General features: G+C 58.6%; 22 protein-coding genes and 1 pseudogene. 15 read left to right on the top strand and 8 right to left on the bottom strand.

Annotation, left to right across the window (positions count from 1 at the left end; translation table 11 throughout):
• Window positions 1-80 precede the first annotated feature (80 nt).
• The 3 genes from ACYZTU_RS21675 to ACYZTU_RS21665 are packed head-to-tail and all read left to right on the top strand — an operon-like array spanning window position 81 to window position 1,942.
• Entirely contained in the window at window positions 81-578 is a 498-nt protein-coding gene (locus ACYZTU_RS21675; protein WP_461965411.1) for an MFS transporter, read from the top strand.
• A 32-nt stretch (window positions 579-610) separates the two neighbouring features.
• Window positions 611-1,387, top strand: a complete 777-nt coding sequence (locus ACYZTU_RS21670; RefSeq protein WP_074874311.1) for a class II glutamine amidotransferase — start codon at window positions 611-613, stop codon at window positions 1,385-1,387.
• A 12-nt stretch (window positions 1,388-1,399) separates the two neighbouring features.
• Window positions 1,400-1,942: a DUF2937 family protein gene (locus ACYZTU_RS21665; protein ID WP_461965409.1), complete on the top strand. Its 543-nt coding sequence runs from the start codon at window positions 1,400-1,402 to the stop codon at window positions 1,940-1,942.
• A gap of 29 nt (window positions 1,943-1,971) precedes the next feature.
• Here the strand turns inward: ACYZTU_RS21665 and ACYZTU_RS21660 are convergent, their stop codons facing one another.
• Entirely contained in the window at window positions 1,972-2,886 is a 915-nt protein-coding gene (locus tag ACYZTU_RS21660; protein WP_449642501.1) for a LysR family transcriptional regulator, read from the bottom strand.
• 158 nt (window positions 2,887-3,044) lie between these two features.
• Between ACYZTU_RS21660 and ACYZTU_RS21655 the strand changes: the two genes are divergently transcribed.
• The 4 genes from ACYZTU_RS21655 to ACYZTU_RS21640 all read left to right on the top strand — a co-directional run bounded on the left by ACYZTU_RS21655 (window position 3,045) and on the right by ACYZTU_RS21640 (window position 6,783).
• Window positions 3,045-4,331 (top strand): MFS transporter, encoded by a 1,287-nt coding sequence (locus ACYZTU_RS21655; protein WP_461965407.1) that lies wholly within the window; start codon window positions 3,045-3,047, stop codon window positions 4,329-4,331.
• A gap of 75 nt (window positions 4,332-4,406) precedes the next feature.
• Window positions 4,407-5,159: a 5-oxoprolinase subunit PxpA gene (locus ACYZTU_RS21650; RefSeq protein WP_461965405.1), complete on the top strand. Its 753-nt coding sequence runs from the start codon at window positions 4,407-4,409 to the stop codon at window positions 5,157-5,159.
• Window positions 5,156-5,860 (top strand): 5-oxoprolinase subunit PxpB, encoded by a 705-nt coding sequence (gene pxpB / locus ACYZTU_RS21645; RefSeq protein WP_461965403.1) that lies wholly within the window; start codon window positions 5,156-5,158, stop codon window positions 5,858-5,860. The genes ACYZTU_RS21650 and pxpB overlap by 4 nt, the downstream gene beginning before the upstream one ends.
• Window positions 5,857-6,783, top strand: coding sequence for a 5-oxoprolinase subunit C family protein (locus tag ACYZTU_RS21640; RefSeq protein ID WP_461965401.1), 927 nt, complete (start codon window positions 5,857-5,859; stop codon window positions 6,781-6,783). The genes pxpB and ACYZTU_RS21640 overlap by 4 nt, the downstream gene beginning before the upstream one ends.
• 93 nt (window positions 6,784-6,876) lie before the next feature.
• On the opposite strand, the gene ACYZTU_RS21635 is transcribed toward ACYZTU_RS21640, so the two are convergent.
• Both ACYZTU_RS21635 and ACYZTU_RS21630 read right to left on the bottom strand, forming a co-directional pair.
• Window positions 6,877-8,055, bottom strand: a complete 1,179-nt coding sequence (locus tag ACYZTU_RS21635) for a vWA domain-containing protein (RefSeq protein WP_074874318.1) — start codon at window positions 8,053-8,055, stop codon at window positions 6,877-6,879.
• Between the two features lie 33 nt (window positions 8,056-8,088).
• On the bottom strand, window positions 8,089-8,934 hold the full coding sequence (locus ACYZTU_RS21630; RefSeq protein ID WP_461965399.1) for an AAA family ATPase: 846 nt from the start codon (window positions 8,932-8,934) through the stop codon (window positions 8,089-8,091).
• Window positions 8,935-9,104: 170 nt separating this feature from the next.
• Here ACYZTU_RS21630 and ACYZTU_RS21625 point away from each other — a divergent pair.
• Window positions 9,105-9,485: pseudogene (locus ACYZTU_RS21625) on the top strand (helix-turn-helix domain-containing protein); the annotation flags it as partial.
• Here ACYZTU_RS21625 and ACYZTU_RS21620 read toward each other — a convergent pair.
• The gene (locus tag ACYZTU_RS21620; RefSeq protein ID WP_461965397.1) at window positions 9,482-10,588 is read right to left on the bottom strand and encodes a DUF748 domain-containing protein; all 1,107 of its coding nucleotides are present in this window, start codon (window positions 10,586-10,588) and stop codon (window positions 9,482-9,484) included. The pseudogene ACYZTU_RS21625 and the gene ACYZTU_RS21620 overlap by 4 nt on opposite strands.
• A 96-nt stretch (window positions 10,589-10,684) precedes the next feature.
• Here ACYZTU_RS21620 and cysK point away from each other — a divergent pair, with 96 nt between their 5' ends.
• Window positions 10,685-11,659: a cysteine synthase A gene (cysK, locus tag ACYZTU_RS21615; protein WP_461965395.1), complete on the top strand. Its 975-nt coding sequence runs from the start codon at window positions 10,685-10,687 to the stop codon at window positions 11,657-11,659.
• A 231-nt stretch (window positions 11,660-11,890) separates the two neighbouring features.
• Entirely contained in the window at window positions 11,891-12,829 is a 939-nt protein-coding gene (locus tag ACYZTU_RS21610; RefSeq protein WP_461965393.1) for an aspartyl/asparaginyl beta-hydroxylase domain-containing protein, read from the top strand.
• Between the two features lie 56 nt (window positions 12,830-12,885).
• Here the strand turns inward: ACYZTU_RS21610 and ACYZTU_RS21605 are convergent, their stop codons facing one another.
• On the bottom strand, window positions 12,886-13,047 hold the full coding sequence (locus ACYZTU_RS21605) for a hypothetical protein (RefSeq protein ID WP_461965391.1): 162 nt from the start codon (window positions 13,045-13,047) through the stop codon (window positions 12,886-12,888).
• A gap of 37 nt (window positions 13,048-13,084) precedes the next feature.
• Window positions 13,085-13,630 carry a hypothetical protein gene (locus ACYZTU_RS21600; protein WP_461965389.1) on the bottom strand — a complete coding sequence of 182 codons (546 nt, stop codon included), beginning with the start codon at window positions 13,628-13,630 and terminating at the stop codon, window positions 13,085-13,087.
• A gap of 461 nt (window positions 13,631-14,091) precedes the next feature.
• Here ACYZTU_RS21600 and ACYZTU_RS21595 point away from each other — a divergent pair, with 461 nt between their 5' ends.
• Entirely contained in the window at window positions 14,092-14,955 is an 864-nt protein-coding gene (locus ACYZTU_RS21595; RefSeq protein WP_461965387.1) for a DMT family transporter, read from the top strand.
• A gap of 106 nt (window positions 14,956-15,061) precedes the next feature.
• On the opposite strand, the gene ACYZTU_RS21590 is transcribed toward ACYZTU_RS21595, so the two are convergent.
• Complete coding sequence (locus tag ACYZTU_RS21590) at window positions 15,062-15,970, bottom strand: DMT family transporter (protein WP_461965385.1); 909 nt, start codon at window positions 15,968-15,970, stop codon at window positions 15,062-15,064.
• Window positions 15,971-16,100: 130 nt separating this feature from the next.
• On the opposite strand from ACYZTU_RS21590, the gene aceK reads away from it, so the two are divergent.
• From aceK to ACYZTU_RS21575, 3 genes are all read left to right on the top strand, one after another.
• Window positions 16,101-17,819: a bifunctional isocitrate dehydrogenase kinase/phosphatase gene (aceK, locus tag ACYZTU_RS21585; RefSeq protein ID WP_461965383.1), complete on the top strand. Its 1,719-nt coding sequence runs from the start codon at window positions 16,101-16,103 to the stop codon at window positions 17,817-17,819.
• A 143-nt stretch (window positions 17,820-17,962) separates the two neighbouring features.
• Complete coding sequence (hrpA, locus tag ACYZTU_RS21580) at window positions 17,963-21,874, top strand: ATP-dependent RNA helicase HrpA (RefSeq protein ID WP_461965381.1); 3,912 nt, start codon at window positions 17,963-17,965, stop codon at window positions 21,872-21,874.
• Window positions 21,875-22,188: 314 nt separating this feature from the next.
• Window positions 22,189-23,310 (top strand): beta-ketoacyl-ACP synthase III, encoded by a 1,122-nt coding sequence (locus ACYZTU_RS21575; protein WP_461965379.1) that lies wholly within the window; start codon window positions 22,189-22,191, stop codon window positions 23,308-23,310.
• 153 nt (window positions 23,311-23,463) lie between these two features.
• Here the strand turns inward: ACYZTU_RS21575 and ACYZTU_RS21570 are convergent, their stop codons facing one another.
• Window positions 23,464-24,777, bottom strand: a complete 1,314-nt coding sequence (locus ACYZTU_RS21570) for a putative porin (RefSeq protein WP_461965377.1) — start codon at window positions 24,775-24,777, stop codon at window positions 23,464-23,466.
• Between the two features lie 283 nt (window positions 24,778-25,060).
• Between ACYZTU_RS21570 and ACYZTU_RS21565 the strand changes: the two genes are divergently transcribed.
• The gene (locus ACYZTU_RS21565; protein ID WP_461965375.1) at window positions 25,061-26,185 is read left to right on the top strand and encodes a GNAT family N-acetyltransferase; all 1,125 of its coding nucleotides are present in this window, start codon (window positions 25,061-25,063) and stop codon (window positions 26,183-26,185) included.
• Window positions 26,186-26,204: the final 19 nt, after the last annotated feature.

Here is a 26,204-nt window from a genome sequence, read left to right as displayed (position 1 = left end):
CAAAAAGGGGTCTCGCAGACGGCGGGCAAGCCTGACGTGCGAAAAGTCGTTACTATAAGCGCCTCTTTGCCTGCCTTGCCATGGACACCATGACCGAGAACGACTATCTGATCGCTTGGGGCCTCTACGCCTTTGCCGCTTTGGGCTGCCTGTTGGTGTGGATGCGCTTGACCCGCTGGATGTGGCGCTGGCTGCGTGAACCGCTGCGGCTGCTGGTTGCCGTGTTGCTGTTCAGCCCCACCATCATCGACCCGGTGAAGGAAAAAGTCGCTCCGGCCATCGCCATTACTGCCCTTGATCTAATGTTCAAGGTCGGCAACAACGCCTGGCGGGCGGTTTCCGACCTGTTCATGTACGGCATGATCGCCTTCGGCATCTACCTGGTGTTCGTGGCGATCCGGTTCACTATCGAACGTGCGTCCAACGCTCGCAAGGAACAGGCTGCCGCTGCCAAGGCTGCGGCGCGGGCCGACGAACCAGAAGAAGATCATCCCTTCGGCGGTGCGGGCGATGATCGTTACGGTCGCCCACCGGTGCCGAGCAACCCTCAGCGTTTGCGGGTTGAACCACGTCTGTAACCTTGCCCCTGCCTTTCAGCGAGAATCCGAGCATGTGTGAGTTATTGGGCATGAGCGCCAATGTGCCGACCGATATCGTGTTCAGCTTCACCGGGCTGATGCAGCGCGGCGGCCGCACCGGTCCGCACCGTGACGGTTGGGGCATCGCCTTTTACGAGGGCCGTGGCCTGCGATTGTTCCAGGACCCGGCGGCGAGCTGCGAGTCCGAAGTCGCCAACCTGGTGCAGCGCTATCCGATCAAGAGCGAAGTCGTGATCGGGCACATCCGTCAGGCCAACGTCGGCAAGGTTTGCCTGTCCAACACCCATCCGTTCGTGCGTGAACTGTGGGGGCGCAACTGGTGTTTCGCCCACAACGGTCAGCTCGCGGACTTTCAACCGATCAAGAGTTTTTACCGCCCGGTCGGCGATACCGACAGCGAAGCGGCGTTCTGCGATTTGCTCAACCGTGTGCGCGCAGCGTTCCCGGAACCGGTAGAGGTCGAAGAACTGTTGCCAGACCTGGTAGCCGCCTGCGCCGAATACCGCAGCAAAGGCGTGTTCAACTGCCTGCTCAGCGACGGCGATTGGTTGTTCTGCTATTGCTCGACCAAACTGGCACAAATCACCCGCCGCGCGCCATTCGGCCCGGCGCGCTTGAAGGACGTCGATGTGATCGTCGATTTTCAGGCCGAAACCACGCCCAACGACGTGGTCACGGTGATCGCCACCGAACCCTTGACCGAAAACGAAACCTGGACCCGCTACGAACCGGGCCAATGGAGCCTCTGGCGACGCGGTGAATGCGTCAGCCAAGGCAAGACCGAATAAGGACTGCCCCTCATGTTGCTCAGTTATCTACGGTTGGTGTTGTTCGCGGCGGGCCTGTTGATCGGTGTCCAGGTGCCGGGGTTCATCAACGATTATGCCAAGCGGGTCGAGGCGCATCTGATTGAGGCGCAGACCGGCTTAGGCGGTTTTCAGGGTACTGCCAATCAGTTCTTCAAGGGTGACATGCAGGCGCTGGTGGCCCATTACCGCGCGAGCGAAGACCCGATCTTTCGCAGCGACGCCGACAGCCTGAACACCTTACTGACCCGTCAACTGGCCCTCGATAAACAGTTCCAGGCCATGCAGGGCCCGTGGTACATCCGCTTCCTGCAGGTTGCGCTGGCGGCCGACCCGGATATTCGCAAGGAAACCTGGAACGGCTACAGCTACCAGATTCTGCTGACGCCGGAAGCGATGATCTGGGGCATGAGCGGGGCGTTGCTGTTGTCGTTCGGCATTGAATGCCTGTTCCGGCTGATCGACTGGGTGGTGCTGGGTGGCAAGCGCCTGCGTCAGAGCCGACCGATCGAAGATCGGGATGTGCGGGGGTTGTAAGATTGATCGTTCCCACGCTGTGGGAACGATCAGTGCGCCAAAACGATGTAGTCCTCGCCCACCTTGCGCGCATACCCGTCCAGCACCTGCTGACACAACGCAACAATCTCCTCGACCCACTCCACGCCAACCCGCCACGACACTACCACCTGCAAATTCGGCGGCCGTTGCTCGATGGCCAGCAAGGTCAGTTCACCCCGTGCCAGTTCTTCGGCCACCAGCACCGGCGGCAACGCGCCAATGCCGAAGCCATCGCGCAGCAAACGGGTAATCGCCGATACCGAGTTCACGCAGTTGAGCCGTGGCGCCATGACGCCATTGGCCTGCATCAGACTCAGGATGTCCTGATGCGGGTGTGAGTTTTTCGAGTAAGTAATGATGCGCTCGCGTGCCAGATCGGCAACGCCTGAATACTCGCGGTTGTAGATCGAATTGCTGGCCACAATCCACCCCATCGGGTGGCTGGCCAGCTCAAGGCTGCGCACACTTTCCTGTCGCAACAGGTCGGTTTGCAGGATCAGATCGAGAAAGCCTTTTTGCAGCTGATCGCAGAGGTTGAGCGCGGTATCGGCCACTAACTCGATTTCCACCAGCGGATAGTGATCCATCATTTGCGCCACCAACGGGCTCAGCCAAGTATGGATGACCGTGTCCATCACGCCGATGCGAACCCGACCGACCTTGCTCGAACGGGTCTCGATCGACTGCTTGAGCGCCTGCATGGTGTCCATCATTTGCTCGGCGTATTCGAGCACTTTCAAGCCTTCGGGCGTCAGGCTCACGCCGCGTGAATCGCGCAGGAACAGCTTCACCCCGAGCTCGCCTTCGAGCACTGCAATGCGGCTGGATATCGACGCCTGGGTGGTGAAGAGTTTGTCTGCCGTCAGGCGAAAACTCTTGAGTCGGGCGACCCAGACAAAGGTCTCGAGAAACTTCAGGTTCATGGGATCTGCTCGGGGATAAAGAATTCTTATGTCTAGTGCGGGTTTTTATTAGTTGGACGTAGCAGGGCAAGGCGCCCAAAAATCAGGCCATCCGGTTCCCACGATAGGCGTCGTCGGGGCTCAGAACAATACCAATAAAATTAGCGCGGAGATTTGCCATGAGTGCGCCCGACACGCTCGACATCCCCAAAGCCACGGTTCGCCCGGGACCTTTCGACTGGTACCGCAACATCAATCAGCAGGAACGCCGCACCTTCTGGAGCTGCAAGATCGGCTATGGCCTCGACGGCATGGACACCCAGATGCTCAGCTTCGTGGTGCCGACCCTGATTGCGATGTGGGGCATCACCACCGGCGAGGCAGGGCTGATTCACACCAGCACCCTGATCGCCTCGGCCATCGGCGGTTGGGTGGCGGGGATTCTCTCCGACCGCATCGGTCGCGTACGTACCTTGCAACTGACTGTTCTGTGGTTTGCCTTCTTCACCTTCCTTTGCGGTTTCGCCCAGAACTACGAGCAACTACTGATCAGTCGCACCCTGATGGGCTTCGGTTTCGGTGGCGAATGGACCGCCGGCGCCGTGCTGATGGGTGAAGTGATTCGTGCCAAGGACCGCGGCAAGGCCGTGGGCATGGTGCAATCCGGCTGGGCGCTGGGATGGGGGATGACGGCGATTTTGTATGCGCTGCTGTTCTCGGTGCTGCCGCCGGAAGACGCTTGGCGCGCACTGTTCATCCTCGGCATCGTGCCGGCGATTTTTGTGATCTTCGTCCGCCGTTTGGTCAAAGACCCGGAAATCTACCGCGAGGCCAAGGCTAAGCAAGAGCCAAGCAATCCGGCAAAGTTCTATGAGATTTTCGCTCCCGGCATCCTCTTCACTACGATTCGTGCTTCGGTGCTGACCACAGGTGCCCTGGGCGGTTACTACGCAATCACTTCCTGGTTGCCGACATTTCTGAAGAATGAGCGCGGTTTGAGCGTACTCGGCACCGGTGGATATCTGGCGATGGTGATCGTCGGATCCTACGTCGGCTATGTCATTAGTGCGTACTTGACTGACATCCTCGGGCGTAAAAAGAACTTCATTCTGTTCGCGGTCGGCTCATTCACCATTGTTCTGCTCTACACCCAATTGCCGGTCAGCAATGGCGTGATGCTGTGGCTGGGCTTTCCTTTGGGCTTCTTTGCCTCGGGGATTTTCAGTGGTATGGGCGCGTTTTTGACCGAGCTGTTTCCAACGCGGATTCGCGGTTCGGGTCAGGGCTTTTGCTACAACATTGGCCGGGCGCTGGCGGCGTTGTTCCCGCTGTTGATTGGCTTGATGAGCCAGACGGTGCCATTGAGCGTAGGCATCGGTGCTTTTGCGGCGGTGTCCTACGGGGTGGTGATCCTTGCGGCCTTGAGCCTGCCGGAAACCCGTGGCAAGCAACTTGAAGCCCAATAACTAAATGCCAGTAGCTGATAATCTGCGGGCAAATGCCTACAGCTAAAAAGAATCAAACCTACAGGAGTGTTCACCGTGAACCGCCTGCTATTGAACTGCGACATCGGCGAGAGTTTCGGCAACTGGACCATGGGTCTGGACGCCGAGGTCATGCCCTTCATCGATTGCGCCAACATCGCCTGCGGCTTCCATGCCGGCGACCCGAGCATCATGCGCAAGACCGTCAGCCTGGCCCTGAGCAACGGCGTGCAGATTGGCGCGCATCCGGCGTATCAGGATCTGGTCGGCTTCGGCCGCCGCTCCATGGCCTACACCGCCCAGGAACTTCAGGACATTTTGCACTACCAGATCGGCGCCCTCGACGGCATCTGCCGGGCTCAGGGCGGGCGGGTGAGTTACGTCAAACCCCACGGTGCGATGTACAACGACATGATGGCCAACCCGGCGCAATTGCGCGCCGTTCTTCAGGCGGTAGCGTCCTATGATCGCCAGTTGCCGCTGATGTTGATGGCCACTCGCGACAACCGCGCCGCACAGCAATTGGGCGATGAATACGGCGTGACCCTGTGGTTCGAAGCCTTTGCCGATCGCGCTTACGACAGCGCGGGCATGCTGGTTTCGCGGCAATTGCCGGGCGCGGTGCATCACGATCCCGAGACCATCATCGAACAGGCGCTGGTCATTGCCCGTGGCGGCAACCTCACGGCCAGCGATGGCAGTGCCTTGCACTTGCAGGCAAACACCCTCTGCGTACACGGCGACAACGCCAGTTCAGTGGCCGCCGTGCGACGCATTCGCGAAGCCCTTGTTCAGCAGAGCGCACCATGAAACTTCGGGTGGAAGTGGTGGCGCTGGATTGCCTGATGGTGCGTCTCTTTGATGAGATCAGCGAGGCCAACATGCCGTGGATGCTCGCTGCCAGTGAAGGATTGCGTGCTGCGTTCGGCGGGCATCTGATCGATCTGGTGCCGTCCTATACGACGTTGATGGTGCATTACGATCTGACCGCGTTGAGTCCGGCTCAGGCTCGGGAGCTGATCGCCGAGGCCTTGATCGATCTGTCGCCCAACGCCTGCACTCGCGGCAAATTTCATGTGCTGCCGGTCTGGTATGACGTGAGCGTTGGCCCCGAATTGAGCCTGTTGTCCCAGCGCTGCGGGCTGGCGGTGGATGAAGTGATCCGCCGCCACAGCGAGCGTGAATATCAGGTGTTCGCCTTGGGTTTTGCGCCGGGTTTCGCCTTCATGGGGTTGGTGGAAGAAGCGCTGGCGGCGCCGCGTCTGAACACTCCACGTAAAAAGGTAGCCGCGGGCAGTGTCGGCATCGCCGAACGCCAAACGGCCGCTTACCCGGTGGTGTCCCCGGGTGGCTGGAATCTGATCGGTCGCACCCCGGCCAAACTGTTCGACCGCGAACGCGACGGCTACAGCCTGATGCAACCCGGCGACACGGTGCGCTTCGAAGCCGTCAGCCATGCCGAATTCATCAATCTGGGCGGTGACGACACGCCGTTGGAGGCGCAGGCATGAGTCGTTTATTAATAGAAGCGAGTATGCCGCTGTGCCTGTTACAGGACGCCGGGCGATTTGGCGTGCGGCATCTGGGCGTGACCCAGGGCGGGGCGGCGGATTGGCGATCGATGTTCTGGGCGAATTGGCTGCTGGGTAATGAGCTGGATGCACCGGTGATTGAAATCACCCTCGGCGGGTTCACTGTCGTTGCCGAAGAGGATTGCGTGCTGGCCTTGGCCGGGGCGGATCTGGGGGCGCTGGTGGATGGCGAGGCGTTGGCACCGTGGCGCAGTTTCAAGCTGAACAAAGGTCAGCAATTGCAATTCACTCAGCCACGGCTTGGCGCTCGGGCTTATTTGGCGGCGCCCGGCGGATTTGATGCGCCAACAGTGTTGGGCAGTAGCGCAACGGTGGTCCGTGAGGAACTCGGCGGGCTGGATGGCATGGGCCGGGCGTTGGCCACAGATGCGCAGTTGAGTTATTCGGGGTGCTCACGGCTCCTGCTGCGGGAGTTGGCGCGCGAACAGGCGCCGGATTTCAAACTCAACTCGCCGCTGGATCTGGTGCTCGGTGCACAGATTGGCGAGTTCAGTGGGCAGAGTTTGTTTGATGCGTTCAACAGCGTCTGGACCCTCGACAGCCGTGCCGACCGGATGGGCATCCGCTTGCTGGGAACGGCGTTGGAGTATCAGGGTAAGCCGATGATTTCCGAAGGCATCCCGCTGGGTGCGGTTCAGGTGCCGCCGGACGGGCAGCCGATTGTATTGCTCAATGATCGACAGACCATTGGTGGTTATCCGCGATTGGGCGCCTTGACGCCGTTGGCATTGGCACGGTTGGCACAGTGTCTGCCGGGGGCAACGGTGCGGTTGCGGCCGGTGGTGCAGGATGTTGCCCACCGGGAGCAGGTCGAATATCTGCGCTGCTTCATAAATCGCTAAAAGCTTCGCGGGCAAGCCTCGCTCCTACAGGGAAATGCATTCCGATTGTAGGAGCGAGGCTTGCCCGCGATATAGGTAGTCCAGACAACCCAATTATTTGGAGAGGAACCGCATCCCTTCCTCCAGCCCCCGCAATGTCAGCGGATACATCTGGTCGTTTATCAAGTCCCGCACGATATTGGTCGAAGACGTATAGCCCCACGTATCTTTCGGATATGGATTGATCCAGATGACCTTCTTGTACTTCTCCATGAACCGCTGCATCCACACATAACCCGCTTCTTCATTCCAGTGCTCGACGCTGCCGCCGGCCTGGGTGATTTCATACGGCGCCATGGCGGCGTCGCCGATGAAGATCACTTTGTAGTCCGCGCCATACTTGTGCAGCAGGTCCTGGGTCGAGGTGCGCTCGGAGGTACGGCGCATATTGTTCTTCCACACCGATTCATAAACGAAGTTGTGGAAGTAGAAGTACTCCAGGTGCTTGAACTCGGTCTTGCAGGCTGAAAACAGCTCCTCGCAGATCTTTACGTGGGCGTCCATCGAGCCGCCGATGTCGAACAGCAGCAACAGCTTGACGGTGTTGCGCCGCTCCGGACGCATCTGGATATTCAGCAGACCGGCATCACGCGCGGTGTGGTCGATGGTGCCATCGATGTCCAGCTCTTCCGCCGCGCCCTGACGTGCGAATTTGCGCAACCGGCGCAGGGCGACCTTGATGTTGCGCGTGCCCAACTCCACCGAATCATCGAGGTTCTTGTACTCACGCTGATCCCAGACCTTGACCGCTTTGCCCTGGCGCTTGCCGGCATCGCCGACCCGAATACCTTCCGGGTTGAAACCTCCCGAGCCGAATGGGCTCGTGCCGCCGGTGCCGATCCACTTGTTACCGCCGGCATGGCGTTCTTTCTGTTCTTCGAGACGCTTCTTGAACTCTTCGATCAGCTTGTCCAGGCCACCGAGGGACTGGATCGCGGCTCGCTCTTCGTCGGACAGGGAGCGCTCGAATTCCTTGCGCAGCCAGTCTTCCGGGATCAATGCCTGAAGGTGATCATCGAGTTTTTCCAGGCCATTGAAATAGGCACCGAACGCCCGGTCGAACTTGTCGAAATGCTTTTCGTCCTTCACCAGAATCGCCCGGGACAAGTAATAAAACTCGTCCATATCAGCGAAGGTCACGCGCTGTTTCAGCGCGTTGATCAGGTCCAGCAGCTCCCGTACCGAGACCGGCACTTTGGCTGCACGCATTTCATTGAACAGGTTAAGCAGCATGGCTATCGCCCTCTATCTTGTTAAACAGAGGGATCAGCGAGTGCCGCGACGGCTCATGAACGCCAGACGCTCAAGTAATTGCACGTCCTGTTCGTTCTTCACCAGGGCGCCTGCCAGCGGCGGAATGGCCTTGGTCGGATTGCGTTCGCGCAGTACCGCTTCGCCGATGTTGTCGGCCATCAGCAGCTTCAGCCAGTCCACCAGTTCGGAAGTCGATGGCTTTTTCTTCAGGCCAGGGACCTTGCGAACGTCGAAGAACACGTCCAGCGCTTCGCTGACCAGGTCCTTCTTGATGTTCGGGTAATGCACATCGACGATTTTCTGCAGCGTGACGCGATCGGGGAAAGCGATGTAGTGGAAGAAGCAGCGGCGCAGGAAGGCGTCCGGCAGCTCTTTCTCGTTGTTGGAGGTAATGATGATGATCGGACGCTTCTTGGCCTTGATGGTCTCGTCGATTTCGTAAACGTAGAACTCCATCTTGTCGAGTTCTTGCAGCAAGTCGTTCGGGAACTCGATGTCGGCCTTGTCGATTTCGTCGATCAGCAGGATCACCCGTTCTTCGGACTCGAAGGCTTCCCAGAGCTTGCCCTTTTTCAGGTAGTTGCGAACGTCGTGGACCTTTTCCGTGCCCAGCTGCGAGTCCCGCAGGCGGCTGACCGCGTCGTACTCGTACAAGCCCTGATGCGCCTTGGTGGTGGACTTGATGTGCCAAGTGATCAGCTTGGCGCCGAAGGATTCGGCCAGTTGCTCGGCGAGCATGGTTTTACCGGTGCCCGGCTCGCCCTTGACCAGCAGCGGACGCTCCAGGGTGATGGCGGCGTTGACCGCCAGTTTCAGGTCATCGGTGGCGACGTAGGCCGGGGTGCCTTCGAACTTCATCTGCTAATCCTCGAACGGTAACGCCGACCTGAACGAGGCAGGGCGGGGCGCAATAATTGTAGTACCCGACTATAACGCGGTGCCCGGTCGACTGTGAACGCAGACGGCTTATTCAGTCTCTGAATGGGGCGTCACATCTTGACTCAGTCTCGGCTGCTAGCCAGTATTGACCAGGACTGCAGCCATTGTTGACGGCTGGCGCTTTCGAAGGTGCAACCTTGGGCGATGATGGCTGGAGCGTCGAGTGGCCTGGGCTGGACATCCAGATCGGCGCCGACACTTTGTATCTTGATGCGCTCGCGCAAAACGCATCGGACGAAAACACCCGGATCTTCATCGACTGGCGCGCTCGAACTGGGTTGCCGTTGAATCAGGCGGCCGAAGCGCTGGGAGTCAGTGCCCGTAGCATCACTCGTTACAGCAGCGGTCGTGAAGCGGTACCCCGGTCATTGGCTCTAGCCTGCCTGGGTTGGGACTTCTTACAACAGCAATCGAACCCGGCGCGGGCGGCTGAAGAAACCGGTCGCTATACCATCACACGCAAGTCTTAATCGGCATCCGGCTTCGGCCGTTCATACCGGGCATTGAACGCCTGAATGAAGCCATTGCGTAAAATCTGCAAAAACGCCTGAAACGCGCTGATATCTTGTCGATGTACATTGCCACTCAGTTTGACGCGAGTTGCAAATTGGTTCTTGCCCTGGTTTTTCAGTACGGTTTCGGAGCCACCAACGATGGCCTCCCAGATGGAGCGGAACAGCCCTTTGTCCTTGTTCTCTACGTCCTGCTGCCAATTGAACACGTCAACATCCTTCAGCAGCGGTTTGATGTAACCCGTTAATTGAGCTTTTTTAGCCTGCGCTTCAATGACTACATCACCGTGACCTGCATTGAAGTCGAATTTGCCGTAGGCCGAGGCGAAGTCGTTCATGCGTTTGAGTTCGATGTTCCTGGCTCGCAGACGGAATTCGAAGTCTTCGAAATTGCTCAAAGGGTCGAAGGTGGCGGTGGTTTCCAGTGGCGCGTGCCCTAGCAGCAGCGCCTTGCCTTCGAAGCGAGCGTCGCGTTTGCCTTTGGTGTCGACCACGTTGGTCAGGTTGTAAAAGCTGGCGTTGACCTGAGTGGCGTTCATGTTCACGGGGGGCTTGGAATTGAAATTGCGAAAAGTGATCTTGCCATCGTTGATCCGCACTTCGTTCAAGGTGATCGGCGCCAGTTTGCTCAACTGCGCACGCCAGTCGGTGCCCTGACCGGTTTGAGAGTTTTTCTTGTTGGCGCCGCCGTCGACGAAGTTTACCTCGGGGTTGAAGAACTGCACCTCGGCCACGACGGCGTGGTCGGACCAGAGCGAGTGCCAACTGACGGAAAGGTCGATCAGCGGCGCGTTGACGAAAGGCACCGGGACCTTGCCGTCGACCTTGACGATTTTCAGCCCGTTGATTTTGTAGGCGCCGCGCCACAGGGCCAAGTCCACATCGGCGATCTGGCCACGGTAGTCGCCCATGTCCGCCAGTTTGTCATTCAGGTAGTCGCGCACTATGTAGGGCAGGGCGATGTGCAGGGCAACCAGCAGCACAACGAGGCCGGCGAGGGTCCACAGCAGCCAACTATATCTGCGTCTCATGATGGCAAATCTCTGGCGGTGTAAAACCATTGACTGCGGCGGTTACAGGACGTTCGACTGACTGGACGACCACGGGCAACAGGCATACCTTGGAGAGCTTATTTAACGCTGTACAAGGACCCAGCCATGAGCCGTATCTACGCTGACAACGCCCACTCCATCGGCAATACGCCGCTGGTGCAGATCAACCGTATCGCCCCGCGAGGGGTGACCATCCTGGCCAAGATCGAAGGGCGTAACCCCGGTTACTCGGTCAAGTGCCGGATCGGTGCGAACATGATCTGGGACGCCGAAAGCACCGGCAAATTAAAGCCTGGCATGACCATCGTCGAACCGACCTCGGGCAATACCGGTATTGGCCTCGCGTTCGTTGCTGCGGCTCGCGGATACAAGCTGATGCTGACCATGCCGGCATCCATGAGTATCGAGCGACGCAAAGTGCTTAAGGCACTGGGGGCCGAACTGGTGCTGACCGAACCGGCCAAGGGCATGAAAGGAGCGATTGAGAAAGCGACTGAAATCTTCGCCAGTGACCCGTCCAAGTACTTCATGCCCGCACAGTTCGACAACCCGGCCAACCCGGCCATCCACGAAAAAACGACGGGTCCGGAGATCTGGAACGACACCGACGGTGCAGTCGACGTATTGGTGGCAGGCGTGGGAACGGGTGGAACCATCACCGGGGTTTCGCGGTATATCAAGAATACCCAGGGCAAACCGATCATCTCGGTGGCGGTGGAGCCAGCGGTGTCGCCGGTCATCACTCAAGCAATGGCCGGTGAAGAGATCAAGCCCAGCCCTCACAAGATCCAGGGTATTGGTGCCGGTTTTGTGCCGAAGAATCTTGATCTGTCGATGGTCGATCGGGTGGAATTGGTCAGCGATGACGAATCCAAGGCCATGGCCCTGCGCTTGATGCAGGAAGAAGGGATTTTGAGCGGCATTTCCTGTGGCGCCGCCATGGCTGTGGCTGTCCGTCTGGCGGAAACCCCGGAAATGCAGGGCAAGACCATCGTGGTGATCTTGCCGGACTCCGGCGAGCGCTACCTGTCGAGCATGCTGTTCAGTGATCTGTTTACCGAACAGGAGAATCAGCAATAGGAGCTGCCGCAGGCTGCGATCTTTTGATCTTGTTTTTGATCTTGTGTAGGGGGGGATTCAGGTCAGCCCCTGTTCAGGCACCTTATGTTAAGAAGTGCTTTATTGCGTGATCCTTAAAACTGAATGTTGAGAGAGTCGGGTTGTTCCCGAGGCCGGTAATGTTGATCATGGCCGGCTGCCACGTCGGGTAAATGGCGTTGAGCAGAGTTGTCTACTATCAAGGAGTTGTTGATGACCGTTTCCCTTGCCGCGAAGGCGTCGCTGTTGCTGCTGTTCCTCGGCAGCACTCTCTATGTGCATTTACGCGGGAAGGCGCGTTTGCCGGTCCTGCGTCAGTTCGTCAACCATTCGGCTTTGTTCGCGCCCTATAACGCCTTGATGTACCTGTTCTCCAGCGTGCCATCCAAACCCTATCTGGACCGCAGCAAGTTCCCGGAGCTGGACGTGCTCAAGGACAACTGGGAAGTCATCCGCGACGAAGCGATGGAACTGATCGACGAGGGTTACATCCGCGCCGCCGAAAGGAACAACGACGCCGGATTTGGCTCGTTTTTCAAGAAAGGCTGGAAGCGCTTCTACCTCAAGTGGTACGACAAACCACTGCCATCGGCGCAAGCCCTGTGCCCGAAAACCGTGGCACTGGTCAGCAGCATTCCCAACGTCAAAGGCGCCATGTTCGCGTTATTGCCCGGTGGCAGTCACCTCAACCCGCACCGTGATCCGTTTGCCGGTTCCCTGCGTTATCACCTGGGGTTGTCGACACCGAATTCCGACGATTGCCGGATCTTCGTCGACGGTCAGGTCTACGCCTGGCGTGATGGCGAAGACGTGATGTTCGACGAAACCTACGTGCATTGGGTCAAGAACGAAACCGACAAGACTCGGGTCATCCTGTTCTGCGACATTGAACGACCGCTGAGTAACCGCCTCATGACCCGCATCAATCGCTGGATCAGCGGATTCCTGGGCCGCGCCACTGCGCCGCAGAACCTCGATGACGAACGTGTTGGCGGTGTTAACCAGGTTTACGCCTGGAGCAAGAACTCCAGTGATAGGTTCAGCGGTGTGATCAAACAGTGGAAGCGTCGTAATCCCAAGGCCTACCGTGTGCTGCGACCGGTGTTGGCGGTAGTGGTATTGACGTTGTTGGGGTATTGGTTGTTTGGGTAATTCCAGTCTTGGAAAAAACAACCGCTCCATTGAGCGGTTTTTTTTGCCCGTCAATTTCATCGGCGCCCGGCGAGCACGTTAGGTTCTTCGCCTTCGATGCCCGTCGCAATAATTTGTAGAATGCGTCGCTGACTGGCTGTGAGCACTAGAGCAATCTGTTTTCTTTCCAGTGCGGATGAGCGTTTTTTTGTAGGGGATTTCTTAATTGATTTACCCATTGTCCCTCCGCTATTGATCATTAATTGAGCAGTTTTTTCACGATACTAGGCTTTCCACTGCTTTGACAAGTCGGCGTTCAGCATCGTAATAAAAGCCAAGTTGTTGATAGGTTGGAATTGCACCTTTCAGCGGCTCCTGAACTTCGATGACTCCACTGCCGATAATTGTGGCGTACTGCTCAATGACCAATAGGGACAATGGAGCGATACGTTTTTTCAAAGGATGGACCTTTCCTGGCCGTCCCTCCAGTCGAACGATGCGAATTCGTTGCCGACTTTTGTTTGGATTTGCGAAGCAAAGTCCGCACAGTAGTTCATCGAACCAGATGGATAGATCCAGCGCCAAAGGTTCCTTCGCTTTCCATCCAACAACTTCATTCCATGAAAAATGTGGATCATCCCAGCGCTCGCAAGCATCCAATGCCTGTGCGTCGATCGGTTCAAATCGCACCTTCGATAAATCGAGAACGGTAGGGCCGAACTGTTCCTTTTCCTCTTGCAGCGCGGCAGTGCTGACGGTTGCAAGCTTCCTGGCTCTCGACCTATACAACTGATACCGAAGATGCGTCCGTTCCCTTGGCATTTGAACTCTTGCATTCCATGTCTCCCGCAGCGGACGATTCCACTTCTCCCAGAGTAAGCAGCAGTTCTTTTCCTGTCTTTACTGGCCCTTTGTCCAAGTCATTGCAATCCTTGTCAGTCGCTGGTTATAGTCGGTGCTCGGTGGTTTACTAACCCACCTTTCTACCCATCAAAAAAGATCAGCCCATGCCAGCCTCCCTCATCAACGCGGTAGTCGATTCAGCGGTCAACGCTGGCGTCGTGCCGTGCGGGAATCAGCAGCCTGCGCAGATCAGTCATTACCCCCCACCTGTCAGTAGCACGCCGGTGTGCGCAGTCGTATCACCGCCAGGCGTTGGCTTTTCGGGCTGATCAGCTTTTTTCTGCTGTTCCCATGCCCGTCTGAAAAAGCGTCCGCTTGAAAAAACTACTGAATTTCAGCTTCGGCTGAGTTGGCTTTTTGCCTGACTACAGGTGGTATTCATGTTTGTCCTTTCGAAAAAATCCGCGCTCGCGGCGGCGTCCACGAGCCTGTTCGTTCTGCTGTGGAGCAGCGGGGCGATCTTCTCCAAATGGGGCCTGGCCCACGCGGCACCTTTTGCCTTTTTGCTGTTTCGTTTCGCCATCGCGCTGTGCGGTCTGGTGCTACTGGTGCCGTTGCTCAAGCTCAAACTGCCCAAGGGCGGCAAGCCGATGGTGTATGCGATGGCCACGGGCGTGGTGTTGCTGGGGGCTTATCAGATTTTCTATCTGCTGGCCCTGGACCTGAAAGTCACGCCGGGGGTGATGGCGACGATCATGGGCGTGCAGCCGATTCTCACTGTGGTGTTGATGGAGCGGCAGCGTTCCTGGAGCCGGATGTTCGGCCTGGCACTGGGGCTGGCGGGGTTGATCATGGTGGTCTATCAGGGCATCGGTCTGGCCGGCATGTCGTTGGCCGGCATGCTCTTCGGTTTGCTGGCGCTGGCGAGCATGACGTTCGGTTCGATCATGCAGAAGCGCATCACCGAAAATCCCCTCGGCACACTGCCAGTGCAATACCTGGCGGGACTGTTGCTCTGCGGGATCTTCGTGCCTTTCCAACCCTTTCATTTCGAACACGGCGCCGGTTTCATCGTGCCGGTGTTGTGGATGGGATTGGTCGTGTCGGTGCTGGCGACCTTGCTGCTGTATCGCTTGATCGCCCGGGGCAACCTGGTCAATGTCACCAGTCTGTTTTACCTGGTGCCAGCGGTGACGGCGGTCATGGACTATCTGATTTTTGGTAATCGACTGGCGGCATTGAGCATGCTCGGCATGTTGCTGATCATCGTCGGTCTGGTGTTCGTTTTCCGTCAATCAGCCTGAACTGAGCCGACTACCTATATCGCGAGGCAGGCTCGCTCCCCCAGGTTATATGCGATCCCTGTGGGAGCGAGCCTGCTCGCGATGGCAATTTCAATAACGGCACATATTACCGGGCAACCACTTCACCCTTCTTCACCACCGCCGGCTTCAACACCAACCACAACGCCGCCGCGATCAACACCCCGCCATAAATGTGCGCCATCGACAACGGCTCATCCAGCAACAACGCCCCCCACAACACTCCGAACGGAGGGATCATGAAGGTCACGGTCATCGACTTTACCGGGCCAACCGAGCTGAGCAAACGGAAGTAAATAATGTACGCAAACGCGGTGCACACTAGCCCCAACCCGAGCAACGACAACCAGACATTCCAGCCGCCCCAGCTCGCCGGTGGCTGGCTGATCACGCTGTAGCCGAACAGCGGCAGCAAAAACAACGTCGCGCCGAGCATGCTGCCCAAGGCTGAGAGACGACTGTCGAGACCACCGGCCTGATCAAGCCAACGACGCGCGAGGAATCCGGCGAAACCGTAGCAGGTCGTGGCGAGCAGGCAGGCGAGGGCGCCCGTCAGCAGTTCCATGTCGAACGCCACCGGACCCGCACGCGTCAGGACTCCAACGCCAAACAGCCCGAGAAACACCCCGCCAAGCTTGGCGGCGGTGAGCCTTTCATGAAAGAACAGACCGCCGATCAGCACACCCATCAGCGGCGTGGTGGCGTTGAAGATGGCCGAGTAACCGGCCGGCAGCACTTGCGCGGCGACCGAATACAGGGTCGCCGGAATCCCTGAGTTGATCACCCCGAGCAGCATCACGGTTTTGAGCTTGCCTTTGAAATCCCAGCTGATGCGCATCAGCCCAAGGATCACCAACAGGCCGACAGCGGCAATCGATACGCGGAAAAACGCAGTGGGGATTGTGCCAATCACCGGGGCGATGATGCGCATGAACAGAAAACTCGCGCCCCAAATGGCGGCAAGCGACAGCAAACGCAGAGTATCGACGGGGTTCACAGCACATTCCTTCCTTGATTGGCGCGCAAGTGTCGCGCCAGTCAGGACGCAAGGCAATGGTTGCGTTGCGCAACAAAGGGCCACTAAGCTCAGGCCCTAACGATAAGATTCAGCCGCCGAGGTTTTACCTATGCCGCAGCAATGGCCAGCCGCCGACATCGCCCGAATGATCCTCGATGGCTTTGACGATTATCGCGAGCATTTCCGCCAGATCACCGACGGCGCCCGAGCCCGCTTCGAGCAGGCCAAGTGGCAGGAGACGCAATCGGCGTCGGCGGCGCGGATCAATCTGTACGAAGAAAAAGTCGGCGAAACAGTGGAACGGCTGCGCATCGCTTTCGATGCCGACACACTGGATGTCAGTTGCTGGCCGCTGGTCAAAAGCGCTTACATCACCTTGATCGACCTGCGCTTCGACGATGAACTGTCCGAGACCTGGTACAACTCGATCTTCTGCGGGCTATTCAGCCACGACCTGATCAGCGACGGCTGCATGTTCATCCACACCACCCGGCCGAGCCTGCGCCGGGCCCGCGCCGCACAAACCCGCATGTACAAGCCTCAGGGCCAGTTGTCCGGCATGTTGGCGAGCATTTTTGTCGACTACCGCTTCAGCGAAGATTACGCCAACCTGGCGGGCGACCTGAGTCGTCTTGAAGGGCAATTGCGCGAGAACCTGCCGGACTGGGTCTGCAAGGACCCGGAGTTGAGCGTCGAACTGTTTTCCTCGGTGCTTTACCGCAACAAGGGCGCGTACCTGGTGGGGCGCATCTACACCCAGGACGAACAATGGCCGCTGGTGATTCCGCTGCTGCACCGCGAAGGCCGAGGGATTCAGATCGATGCGCTGATCACCGATGAAGCGGACGTGTCGATCATCTTCTCGTTCACCCGTTCGTATTTCATGGTCGACGTGCCGGTACCGGCGGAGTTCATCGGTTTCCTCAAACGCATCCTGCCGGGCAAGCACATTGCCGAGCTGTACACCTCGATCGGTTTCTATAAGCACGGCAAGTCCGAATTCTACCGGGCGCTGATCAATCACCTGGCCAACACCGACGACCAGTTCATCATGGCCCCGGGCGTGCGTGGCATGGTGATGAGCGTGTTTACGCTGCCGGGTTTTAACACCGTATTCAAAATCATCAAGGACCGCTTCTCGCCGTCGAAGAACGTCGACCGCGCCACAGTGATCGAGAAGTACCGTTTGGTGAAGAGCGTCGACCGGGTCGGGCGCCTGGCCGACACCCAGGAATTTGCCGACTTCCGTTTCCCATTGAGCAAATTCGACCCGGCGTGCCTGGAAGAGCTGCTTGAGGTGGCCGCGTCCACGGTGTCGGTCGAGGACGACACCGTGCTGATCCGCCACTGCTGGACCGAACGGCGGATGACGCCGTTGAACCTTTATCTGGAGAACGCCAACGACGCTCAGGTCCGCGAGGCGCTGGAAGATTACGGTCTGGCGATCAAGCAACTGGCGGCAGCAAACATCTTTCCCGGCGACATGCTGCTGAAGAACTTTGGCGTCACTCGTCATGGGCGGGTGGTGTTTTATGACTATGACGAGATCTGCTTCCTGACTGAAGCCAACTTCCGTCACATCCCGCTACCGCGTACGCCGGAAGATGAGATGGCGTCCGAGCCGTGGTATTCGATTGGGCCGCTGGATGTGTTTCCTGAGGAGTTTCCGCCGTTCCTGTTTGCCGATTCGGGGCAGCGCAAGTTGTTTGATCAGTTGCATGGTGAGTTGTACAACGCTGATTACTGGAAGAGCCTGCAGGAGGCGATTCGGGCGGGGAAGGTGATTGATGTGTTTCCGTATCGGCGTAAAGGCCTGGACAACGAATAGTCGCAATTGCACGACTTCGTAGCAGCTGTCGAGCCCCGAACGCAGCCTCGCTGGGGCTCGACAGCTGCTACAAGGATCTCATTCGTTCTTTAAATCTGCGACAATCCGCCCCCTGCGCCACCAGACAACTTATTGCGTACCTGATGACTGACGAATCGCCTTCAATCGACAAGCTGCTGAAAAACCTCGATCACGCCATGCTCGCCGACCGCCACCGGCTGCGGCGGCAGTTGCTTGAACTGCGCGATAAACCTAATGAGGCCAAGCTGGCCCAGTGGGTGACGCGCATGCAGGCATCCTGTGATCAGGTGTTGGCGCGGCGTGCCAGCCTGCCGGTGATTCGATACGACGACAGCCTGCCGATCGCCGCCAAACGCGACGAAATCAAAGAAGCGCTGCTCAAGCATCAGGTGCTGATCATTGCCGGTGAAACCGGTTCGGGTAAAACCACCCAGTTGCCGAAGATCTGCCTGGAAATCGGTCGCGGTCAGCATGGTCTGATCGGCCACACCCAGCCCCGTCGAATCGCCGCCCGCAGCGTCGCGAGCCGGGTTGCCGAAGAACTGGCGACGCCGTTGGGCGCGCTGGTCGGTTATCAGGTGCGGTTCGAGGACCAGAGCGATTCCAACACCCTGATCAAACTGATGACCGACGGCATCCTGCTGGCGGAAACCCAGAACGACCGCTACCTCGAACGCTACGACACGATCATCGTCGACGAAGCTCACGAACGCAGCCTGAATATCGATTTCCTGCTGGGTTACCTGAAAACCCTGCTGCCGCGTCGTCCGGACCTGAAAGTCATCATCACCTCGGCGACCATCGACCTGGAGCGCTTCTCCAAGCACTTCGACGATGCGCCGATTGTCGAAGTCTCCGGCCGCACCTTCCCGGTGGACACCTGGTATCGCCCGCTGACCCTGGAGCAGGACGAAGAGGGCAACCGCGTCGAGGATGACTTGACGGTGGATCAGGCCATTCTCGCCACCCTCGACGAAATCGCCGCGTTCGAACGCAGCGAGCGCAAGAGCCCCGGCGATGTGCTGGTGTTCCTGCCCGGCGAGCGCGAAATTCGCGACGCCGCGGACATGCTGCGCAAGGCTCAGCTCAAGCACACTGAGATTCTGCCGTTGTACGCACGATTGTCGCCGGCCGAACAGCAGCGGATTTTCCAGTCGCATCCAGGCCGTCGCGTGGTCCTGGCGACCAACGTCGCGGAAACCTCGCTGACGGTGCCGGGCATTCGGTACGTGATCGACAGCGGCACCGCGCGCATCAGCCGCTACAGCTACCGCGCCAAGGTCCAGCGTCTGCCCATCGAAGCGATTTCCCAGGCCAGCGCCAACCAGCGTAAAGGTCGCTGCGGGCGGGTCGAACCGGGCATTTGCATCCGCCTGTATGGCGAGGAAGATTTCATCGGTCGCCCGGAGTTTACCGACCCGGAAATTCTGCGGACCAACCTCGCAGCGGTGATTTTGCAGATGCTGCATCTGCGCCTCGGCGAGATCACCGATTTCCCGTTTATCGAGCCGCCGGATGGCAAGGCCATCAGCGACGGTTTCAACCTGCTGCAAGAACTCTCGGCGGTCGACCGCAACAGCCAGCTGACCCCGCTGGGTCGGCAGTTGGCGCGGTTGCCGGTGGACCCGCGCATGGGCCGCATGCTGCTGGAAGCGGCGAAACTCGGCAGCTTGCAGGAAGTGCTGATCGTCGCCAGTGCCATGTCGATTCAAGACCCGCGCGAACGTCCGCCGGAGCGTCAGCAAGCGGCGGATCAGGCGCACGCGCAGTGGAAAGACGTGGACTCGGACTTCGCCGGGCTGGTCAATCTGTGGCGTGGTTTCGAAGAGCAGCGCCAGGCGCTGACCGCCAGTCCGCTGCGTAATTGGTGCCGTAAGAACTTCCTGAATTACCTGCGTCTGCGCGAATGGCGCGACTCTCACCGCCAGTTGAGCCTGATCTGCCGCGACATGCAGTTGAGCCTCAACAAAGAGCCGGCGGATTACCCGAAACTGCACAAAGCCGTGCTCTCGGGGCTGCTCAGCCAGATCGGTCAGAAAACCGAAGACGGCGACTACCTTGGCGCCCGTCAGCGGCGCTTCTGGATTCACCCGTCATCGGGTCTCGGTAAGAAGCGCCCGCAATGGCTGATGGCTGCCGAGCTGGTGGAAACCACCAAGCTTTACGCGCGGATGGTCGCCAAGATCGACGCCGACTGGATCGAGCCGTTGGCCGGGCACCTGATCAAGAAAAACCACTTCGAACCCCATTGGGAGAAGAAGCGCGGTCAGGTCGTGGCCTTCGAGCAAATCACCTTGTTCGGACTGATCGTGGTCGGTCGCCGGCCGGTGCATTACGGGCCGATCGACCCTGTGGTGTCTCGTGAGTTTTTCATTCGCGAAGGCCTGGTGCGCGGCGAGATTCAGTCCAAGGCCAAGTGCCTGACGGCCAATGCGCAGCTGCTGGAGCAACTCGACGAACTGGAGGCAAAGGCCCGTCGTCGCGACATTCTGGCCGACGAAGAAACGCTGTTCGCCTTCTACGACGCGCGACTGCCGGCAGAGATTCACCAGACCGCCACGTTCGACAGCTGGTACCGAGTCAACAGCCAGAAAGACCCGCAACTGCTGATCATGCGCGAAGAAGACGTACTGGCTCGCGAGGCCAGTGAAGTCACCGCCCTGCATTACCCGGACACCTTGCACATCGGTGATCTGGAGTTGGCGCTGAGTTACCACTTCGAACCGAATCACCCGCGCGATGGCGTGACCCTGCGTGTGCCAGCGCCGTTGTTGCCGATGCTGCCACCGGAGCGTCTGGAATGGCTGGTGCCGGGCGTCATCGAGGCCAAGTGCATCGCGCTGGTGCGCAACCTGCCCAAAGCCTTGCGCAAGAACTTCGTGCCGGTGCCGGACTTCGTTAAAGCCGCGTTGCAGCGCATGACCTTCGCCGAGGGCTCGTTGCCGCAGGCGTTGGGCCGTGAACTGCTGCGCATGACCGGTGCGCGGGTCAGCGATGAAGCCTGGGCGCAAGCGTCGCAACAGGTCGACAGTCATTTACGGATGAACCTGGAAATCGTCGACGGCCAGGGCAAGTTTCTCGGTGAAGGACGTGATCTGGCGGAATTGACTGCACGCTTTGCCGAAGCCAGTCAGGCCGCGCTCGCCGTACCGCAAACCGCAAAAAACCAGCATCCGGTCGAGCCGAAAGTCTTCGCCGCCGTCGCCGAGAAAACCCAGCAAAAGATCGCTGGGTTGTCGATGACGGTCTATCCGGCGCTAATGGAGGAAAGCGGCATGGTCAAGGAAGGGCGTTTCTCGACCCCGGCCGAGGCCGAGTTCCAGCATCGCCGTGCCTTGCAGCGCCTACTGATGCAGCAGCTGGCCGAGCCAGCGAAGTTCCTGCGCGGCAAGTTGCCGGGGATGACCGAGCTGGGTTTGATGTACCGCGAATTGGGGCGCATCGATGCCTTGGTGGAAGACATCCTTCTGGCCAGCCTCGACAGTTGTATTCTCGACGGTGAAGACCCGTTGCCGCGTGATGGCGCCGGGTTGGCGTCACTGGCCGAACGCAAGCGCGGCGGCTGGACTGAGCACGCCGAACGGTTGGCGAAGCTGACGCTGGAGATTCTCAAGCTCTGGCACGGCCTGCAAAAACGCTTCAAGGGCAAGATCGACCTGGCGCAAGCCGTGGCCTTGAACGACATCAAGCAGCAACTCAGTCATTTGGTGTATCCGGGTTTTGTACGGGAAACCCCGATGCAGTGGCTCAAGGAGCTGCCGCGCTATCTGAAAGCTGTCGAACAGCGCTTCGAGAAAATCGGCGCTCAGGTTCAGAGGGACCGAGTCTGGAGCGGCGAACTGTCCGGCCTGTGGACGCAATACCAGACTCGCGCGAAAAAACACGCCCAGGAAGGCAAACGCGATCCGCAACTGGAACTCTATCGCTGGTGGCTTGAGGAATACCGGGTTTCGCTGTTCGCCCAGCAATTGGGGACCAAGGTGCCAATTTCCGATAAGCGTTTGAACAAACAATGGACACAAGTCGAGCCGTAGCAGCGGACTGCTTTTTTGTAGGAGCCAGGCTTGCCGGCGAAGGCGTTCTTCAGGGCGCCTTCGCCGGCAAGCCTGGCTCCTACAGTTAGAGGAGCCCCGGCGGCAGGCGTTTGATCCAGCAAAAGGGGCCAAACCCCAGCGTTTATGGCAAACTTCGCGCCTATAAACGCGGCCCCGCAGTTTTGAGCCTTCACAGGCCAGGGCGGATCGAAATAAAGCGATGCCAGGTTTGCTTCCCGTGAGGGGAATAGACTCTTTGTGTATTGGTACGTCGGTGCCACTACTTTCTGCCTGACCAGATTAGAGAAACGACCATGCATAACGTCGTCATCAGCGGCACCGGCTTGTACACCCCGGCCAACAGCATCTCGAACGAAGAGCTGGTGCAGTCTTTCAATGCTTACGTCGCGCAATTCAACGCCGACAATGCCGACGCCATCGCGCGCGGCGAAATCGAAGCGTTGACCGAGTCCAGCGCGGCGTTTATCGAAAAAGCGTCTGGCATCAAAAGCCGCTTTGTCATGGACAAGGACGGCATTCTCGACCCGCAACGCATGGCGCCATGCCTGCCGGAGCGCTCGAATGACGAGTGGTCGGTGCTTTGCCAAATGGCCATCGGTGCCGCCGAGCAAGCCTTGCAGCGCGCCGGCAAGACCGCCGCGGACATCGACGGCGTGATCGTCGCCTGCTCCAACCTGCAGCGGGCCTATCCGGCCATCGCCATCGAAGTTCAAGAAGCCTTGGGCATTCAGGGGTTCGGTTTCGACATGAACGTCGCCTGCTCCTCGGCAACCTTTGGCATTCAGGCCGCTGCCAACAGCGTGCAACTGGGCCAGGCCCGGGCCATCCTGATGGTCAACCCGGAAGTCTGCACCGGTCACCTGAACTTCCGCGACCGCGACAGCCACTTCATCTTCGGCGACGCCGCGACTGCCGTGGTCATCGAACGCGCCGACCTGGCGACGTCCAAGCACCAGTTCGATGTCGTCAGCACCAAGCTGCTGACCAAGTTCTCCAACAACATCCGCAATAACTTCGGCTTCCTTAACCGCGCTGCGGAAGAGGGCATCGGTGCCAAGGACAAACTGTTCGTGCAGGAAGGTCGTAAGGTATTCCGCGATGTCTGCCCGATGGTCGCCGAGCTGATCGGTACGCACCTCGAAGAGAACGCGCTCGACATCAGCGACGTGAAACGCTTCTGGCTGCATCAGGCCAACCTCGGCATGAACCACCTGATCGTCAAGAAACTGCTGGGCCGTGAAGCCACTGAAGAAGAAGCTCCGGTGATTCTCGACACCTACGCCAACACCAGCTCCGCCGGTTCCGTGATTGCGTTTCACAAATATCAGGATGATTTGACCGCCGGATCGCTGGCAGTGCTCAGCTCGTTCGGCGCCGGTTACTCGATTGGTAGCGTGATTCTGCGCAAACGCTGAGTTCGTCAAAAAAAGATCGTCCGAGTTCGGACGATTTTTTTGCGCAGACAAAAAAACTCGCGTTGCTGTATCGGACGGATGATGGGGACCGATACAGCAACGCGAGTTTGGTAAAGCAGCTCAGGCTTCCTTGCCCGAGCCGTGTAGCGTGGATCAGAACTTGGCTTCAGCATCCAGTTGCAGGGTGTTGATTTTCGAATCCCGCAGGGTGGCGTTGGTGTAGTCGGAGTCAGCCATGAGGTACGTCGCGCCGAGGGCGAAGTTCTTGTCGATTTCGTAGCTCACTTTCAGCTTGCTGCCGCGCGAACCGGTGAAACCGTTGGCGAAGTCGGAGTCGGTGAAGGCGCCGACCACCGCGTTACGCTGTACGTCGCGGTAGTTGTAGTCAACTCCGAAGCCGTAGAACTTGGTCTTGACGCCCGCCAGCCAGCCCATGTCCTGATCGTTGCTGGCATCGTCGTTGGTGACGATTTGACCGTAAAGCGACAGCGGCATTGGCAGGCCGCCGATGTCAAGCTGACCAAAGCCTTCGTACAGTTTGAACTGTTCGTTCGCAGTGTTGCCGTTGACGGCCAGTCGGCATGTTGCCGCGGCACACGTATTGTTGATGTCGTTGTCGTTGTCGTAAGCGTAGAGACTGCCGCCCAGAGTCATTTTCAAGTTGTCGGTGATCGCGAAACGCGCGCCCAATTGGCCCGCGTACAGACGCAGGTCATGACGGAACTGCTTGCCGTCGCCGTCGACGTTGTCCTTGAGCGTGTAGTGACCGGCGCTACCGAACATCTCGACAGGGCCCAGCGCGTGCTTGTAGGTTGCTGCCAGACCTTCAGGGCTGATGTCGCTATCCCAGATGATGTCGCCGGTGCTCACCCACGGTTGCGCCATCTTGCCGCCGATCAAGTGCAGGTCCTTGATGGCCGTCGGGTGGTAATCAACGTAGCCCTGGTCCAGCCAGATATTCTTCTTGGTGAAGTTGTTGTCCAGGCTCTGGTTGGTGGAGCGCGAATCGTTGTCGCTGCCCGTGGCGATCCGGATACCGGTGTCGACTTGCGGGTTGATTTCGGTGTAGGCACCCAGGCGCACACGAATGCGTTGACGGTCCTGGTCGCCAGTGTTGGAAACACCATCGTTCTTGACTGTTTCCTGACGGAAACGAACATCGCCCTTGAATTGGGTCTTGGCAGCCCACGCCAGTTTCTGGTCGAAGGTGCTCAGTTCATTGGTTTTCTTCGCGGTCGCCGCGATCTGCTCGTTGCTCTCTCGCTGAGCCTGACGGGCGATGTGCTGGTCTTTCTGATCCCTGGCCAGCTCGGCTTGCAGTTCGGTGTACTGCGCAGGCGAAATCGAGCCGTTTGCCTTGAGCATGTCGAGCAGTTTGGCGTCGACTGCGGCGCTGGCCGGAACGCTCATGGCCAGCAACAGCCCGCCACACAGGGCTGCCGCAGTTTTCGTGGAAGCAAGACGCATATCAATCTCCGAAGATAAGAGAGGATGACTGAGCCATCCAGGACACAACCGACCGATGACGGGCGGAAAACAGTGGCCGGGCTAGAACCCGACGCTCTAAAAACAGGCGCCAGTATCGCGATGGTTTATGACAGAGCGGTGGCAATGTGATGGCATCTCGATGACGATATAAAGTCGTCTCGAACTATCGAGCTAGAGCACTGTCGTCGAATTGCTCGTGTGCAATGCAGAGCGATAAGCGATACTCGCGGTGCTTTCACGCCATTGAAGAGTGAGGATGGTGATGCCGTTGCATCGTCTGCAAAGCCTGTCGGAAATCGCCCCGCACATGTGGGATGCGTTGATCCCCGATACTCAGCCATTTTTGCGTCACGCTTTTCTGAGCGCGCTGGAAGACAGCGCCAGCATTAGCCCCCATTCCGGATGGCAGCCCGAGCATTTGCTGCACATCGAAGGCGATCGTCTGATCGCCGCGCTGCCCAGTTACCGCAAATGGCATTCCTACGGCGAGTACGTGTTCGATCATTCTTGGGCTGACGCGTGTGAGCGTGCCGGTATCGATTACTACCCCAAACTGTTGACTGCCGTACCGTTCAGTCCGGTCAGTGGCCCGCGTTTGCTGGCAGCTACTCTCGAGGACGGATTCGAACTGTTGAAAAGCCTGCCCGGCTACCTTGAGATCGAACAACTTTCCAGTGCCCACATCAACTTCACCGATCCTTTCACCGACGCAGCATTGGCCGAGCAGCCGGGCTGGTTGCAGCGAATCGGCTGTCAGTACCACTGGCAGAATCGCGGGTATCGGGATTTTCAAGACTTCCTCGACGTCCTCAGTTCGCGCAAACGCAAGCAGATGCGCAAGGAGCGCGAGCAAGTGGCGGGGCAGGGCATTGATTTCGAATGGCTCGAAGGTAGGCAACTCGATCAAGCGCAGTGGGATTTTGTGTATGCCTGCTACGCCAACACCTACGCAGTGCGTCGGCAAAGGCCTTATCTGACGCGGGAGTTTTTCAGCCTGTTGGCCGAGCGCATGCCGGAGTCGATTCGTGTGGTGTTGGCCAAACAAGGTTCACGCCCAGTGGCGATGGCTTTCAGTCTGGTGGGCGGAGACAGTTTTTACGGGCGTTACTGGGGGTGTCTGGCAGAGTTCGACCGCCTGCACTTTGAGACCTGTTTCTATCAAGGCATGGACTACGCGATTGCCAATGGTTTCCGGCGATTCGATGCCGGCGCCCAAGGCGAGCACAAGTTGATTCGCGGGTTTGAACCCGTGATCACTCATTCATGGCACTACTTGCGTCATCCTGGTCTGAAAGCCGCCGTCAAAGACTTCCTGCAGCAGGAACGCGTTGGCGTTCTGGCGTATGCCGAGGAAGCGAGGACGGCCTTGCCTTACCGGCAAGACTAATGGGAACGATCGGCCGGGA

Source organism: Pseudomonas sp. HLT2-19-2, assembly GCF_054898005.1.
Note: the sequence above shows the minus strand (reverse complement) of the source record. Positions and strands in the feature narration are given on the sequence as shown.

What these genes read in the sequence shown, in the direction of transcription:
- ACYZTU_RS21675 (WP_461965411.1), top strand. Translation starts at nt 81, where the DNA reads ATGGACACCATGACCGAGAACGACTATCTGATCGCTTGGGGCCTCTAC.
- ACYZTU_RS21670 (WP_074874311.1), top strand. Translation starts at nt 611, where the DNA reads ATGTGTGAGTTATTGGGCATGAGCGCCAATGTGCCGACCGATATCGTG.
- ACYZTU_RS21665 (WP_461965409.1), top strand. Translation starts at nt 1,400, where the DNA reads ATGTTGCTCAGTTATCTACGGTTGGTGTTGTTCGCGGCGGGCCTGTTG.
- ACYZTU_RS21660 (WP_449642501.1), bottom strand. Translation starts at nt 2,886, where the DNA reads ATGAACCTGAAGTTTCTCGAGACCTTTGTCTGGGTCGCCCGACTCAAG.
- ACYZTU_RS21655 (WP_461965407.1), top strand. Translation starts at nt 3,045, where the DNA reads ATGAGTGCGCCCGACACGCTCGACATCCCCAAAGCCACGGTTCGCCCG.
- pxpB (WP_461965403.1), top strand. Translation starts at nt 5,156, where the DNA reads ATGAAACTTCGGGTGGAAGTGGTGGCGCTGGATTGCCTGATGGTGCGT.
- ACYZTU_RS21640 (WP_461965401.1), top strand. Translation starts at nt 5,857, where the DNA reads ATGAGTCGTTTATTAATAGAAGCGAGTATGCCGCTGTGCCTGTTACAG.
- ACYZTU_RS21635 (WP_074874318.1), bottom strand. Translation starts at nt 8,055, where the DNA reads ATGCTGCTTAACCTGTTCAATGAAATGCGTGCAGCCAAAGTGCCGGTC.
- ACYZTU_RS21630 (WP_461965399.1), bottom strand. Translation starts at nt 8,934, where the DNA reads ATGAAGTTCGAAGGCACCCCGGCCTACGTCGCCACCGATGACCTGAAA.
- ACYZTU_RS21620 (WP_461965397.1), bottom strand. Translation starts at nt 10,588, where the DNA reads ATGGTTTTACACCGCCAGAGATTTGCCATCATGAGACGCAGATATAGT.
- cysK (WP_461965395.1), top strand. Translation starts at nt 10,685, where the DNA reads ATGAGCCGTATCTACGCTGACAACGCCCACTCCATCGGCAATACGCCG.
- ACYZTU_RS21610 (WP_461965393.1), top strand. Translation starts at nt 11,891, where the DNA reads ATGACCGTTTCCCTTGCCGCGAAGGCGTCGCTGTTGCTGCTGTTCCTC.
- ACYZTU_RS21605 (WP_461965391.1), bottom strand. Translation starts at nt 13,047, where the DNA reads ATGGGTAAATCAATTAAGAAATCCCCTACAAAAAAACGCTCATCCGCA.
- ACYZTU_RS21600 (WP_461965389.1), bottom strand. Translation starts at nt 13,630, where the DNA reads ATGCCAAGGGAACGGACGCATCTTCGGTATCAGTTGTATAGGTCGAGA.
- ACYZTU_RS21595 (WP_461965387.1), top strand. Translation starts at nt 14,092, where the DNA reads ATGTTTGTCCTTTCGAAAAAATCCGCGCTCGCGGCGGCGTCCACGAGC.
- aceK (WP_461965383.1), top strand. Translation starts at nt 16,101, where the DNA reads ATGCCGCAGCAATGGCCAGCCGCCGACATCGCCCGAATGATCCTCGAT.
- hrpA (WP_461965381.1), top strand. Translation starts at nt 17,963, where the DNA reads ATGACTGACGAATCGCCTTCAATCGACAAGCTGCTGAAAAACCTCGAT.
- ACYZTU_RS21575 (WP_461965379.1), top strand. Translation starts at nt 22,189, where the DNA reads ATGCATAACGTCGTCATCAGCGGCACCGGCTTGTACACCCCGGCCAAC.
- ACYZTU_RS21570 (WP_461965377.1), bottom strand. Translation starts at nt 24,777, where the DNA reads ATGCGTCTTGCTTCCACGAAAACTGCGGCAGCCCTGTGTGGCGGGCTG.
- ACYZTU_RS21565 (WP_461965375.1), top strand. Translation starts at nt 25,061, where the DNA reads ATGCCGTTGCATCGTCTGCAAAGCCTGTCGGAAATCGCCCCGCACATG.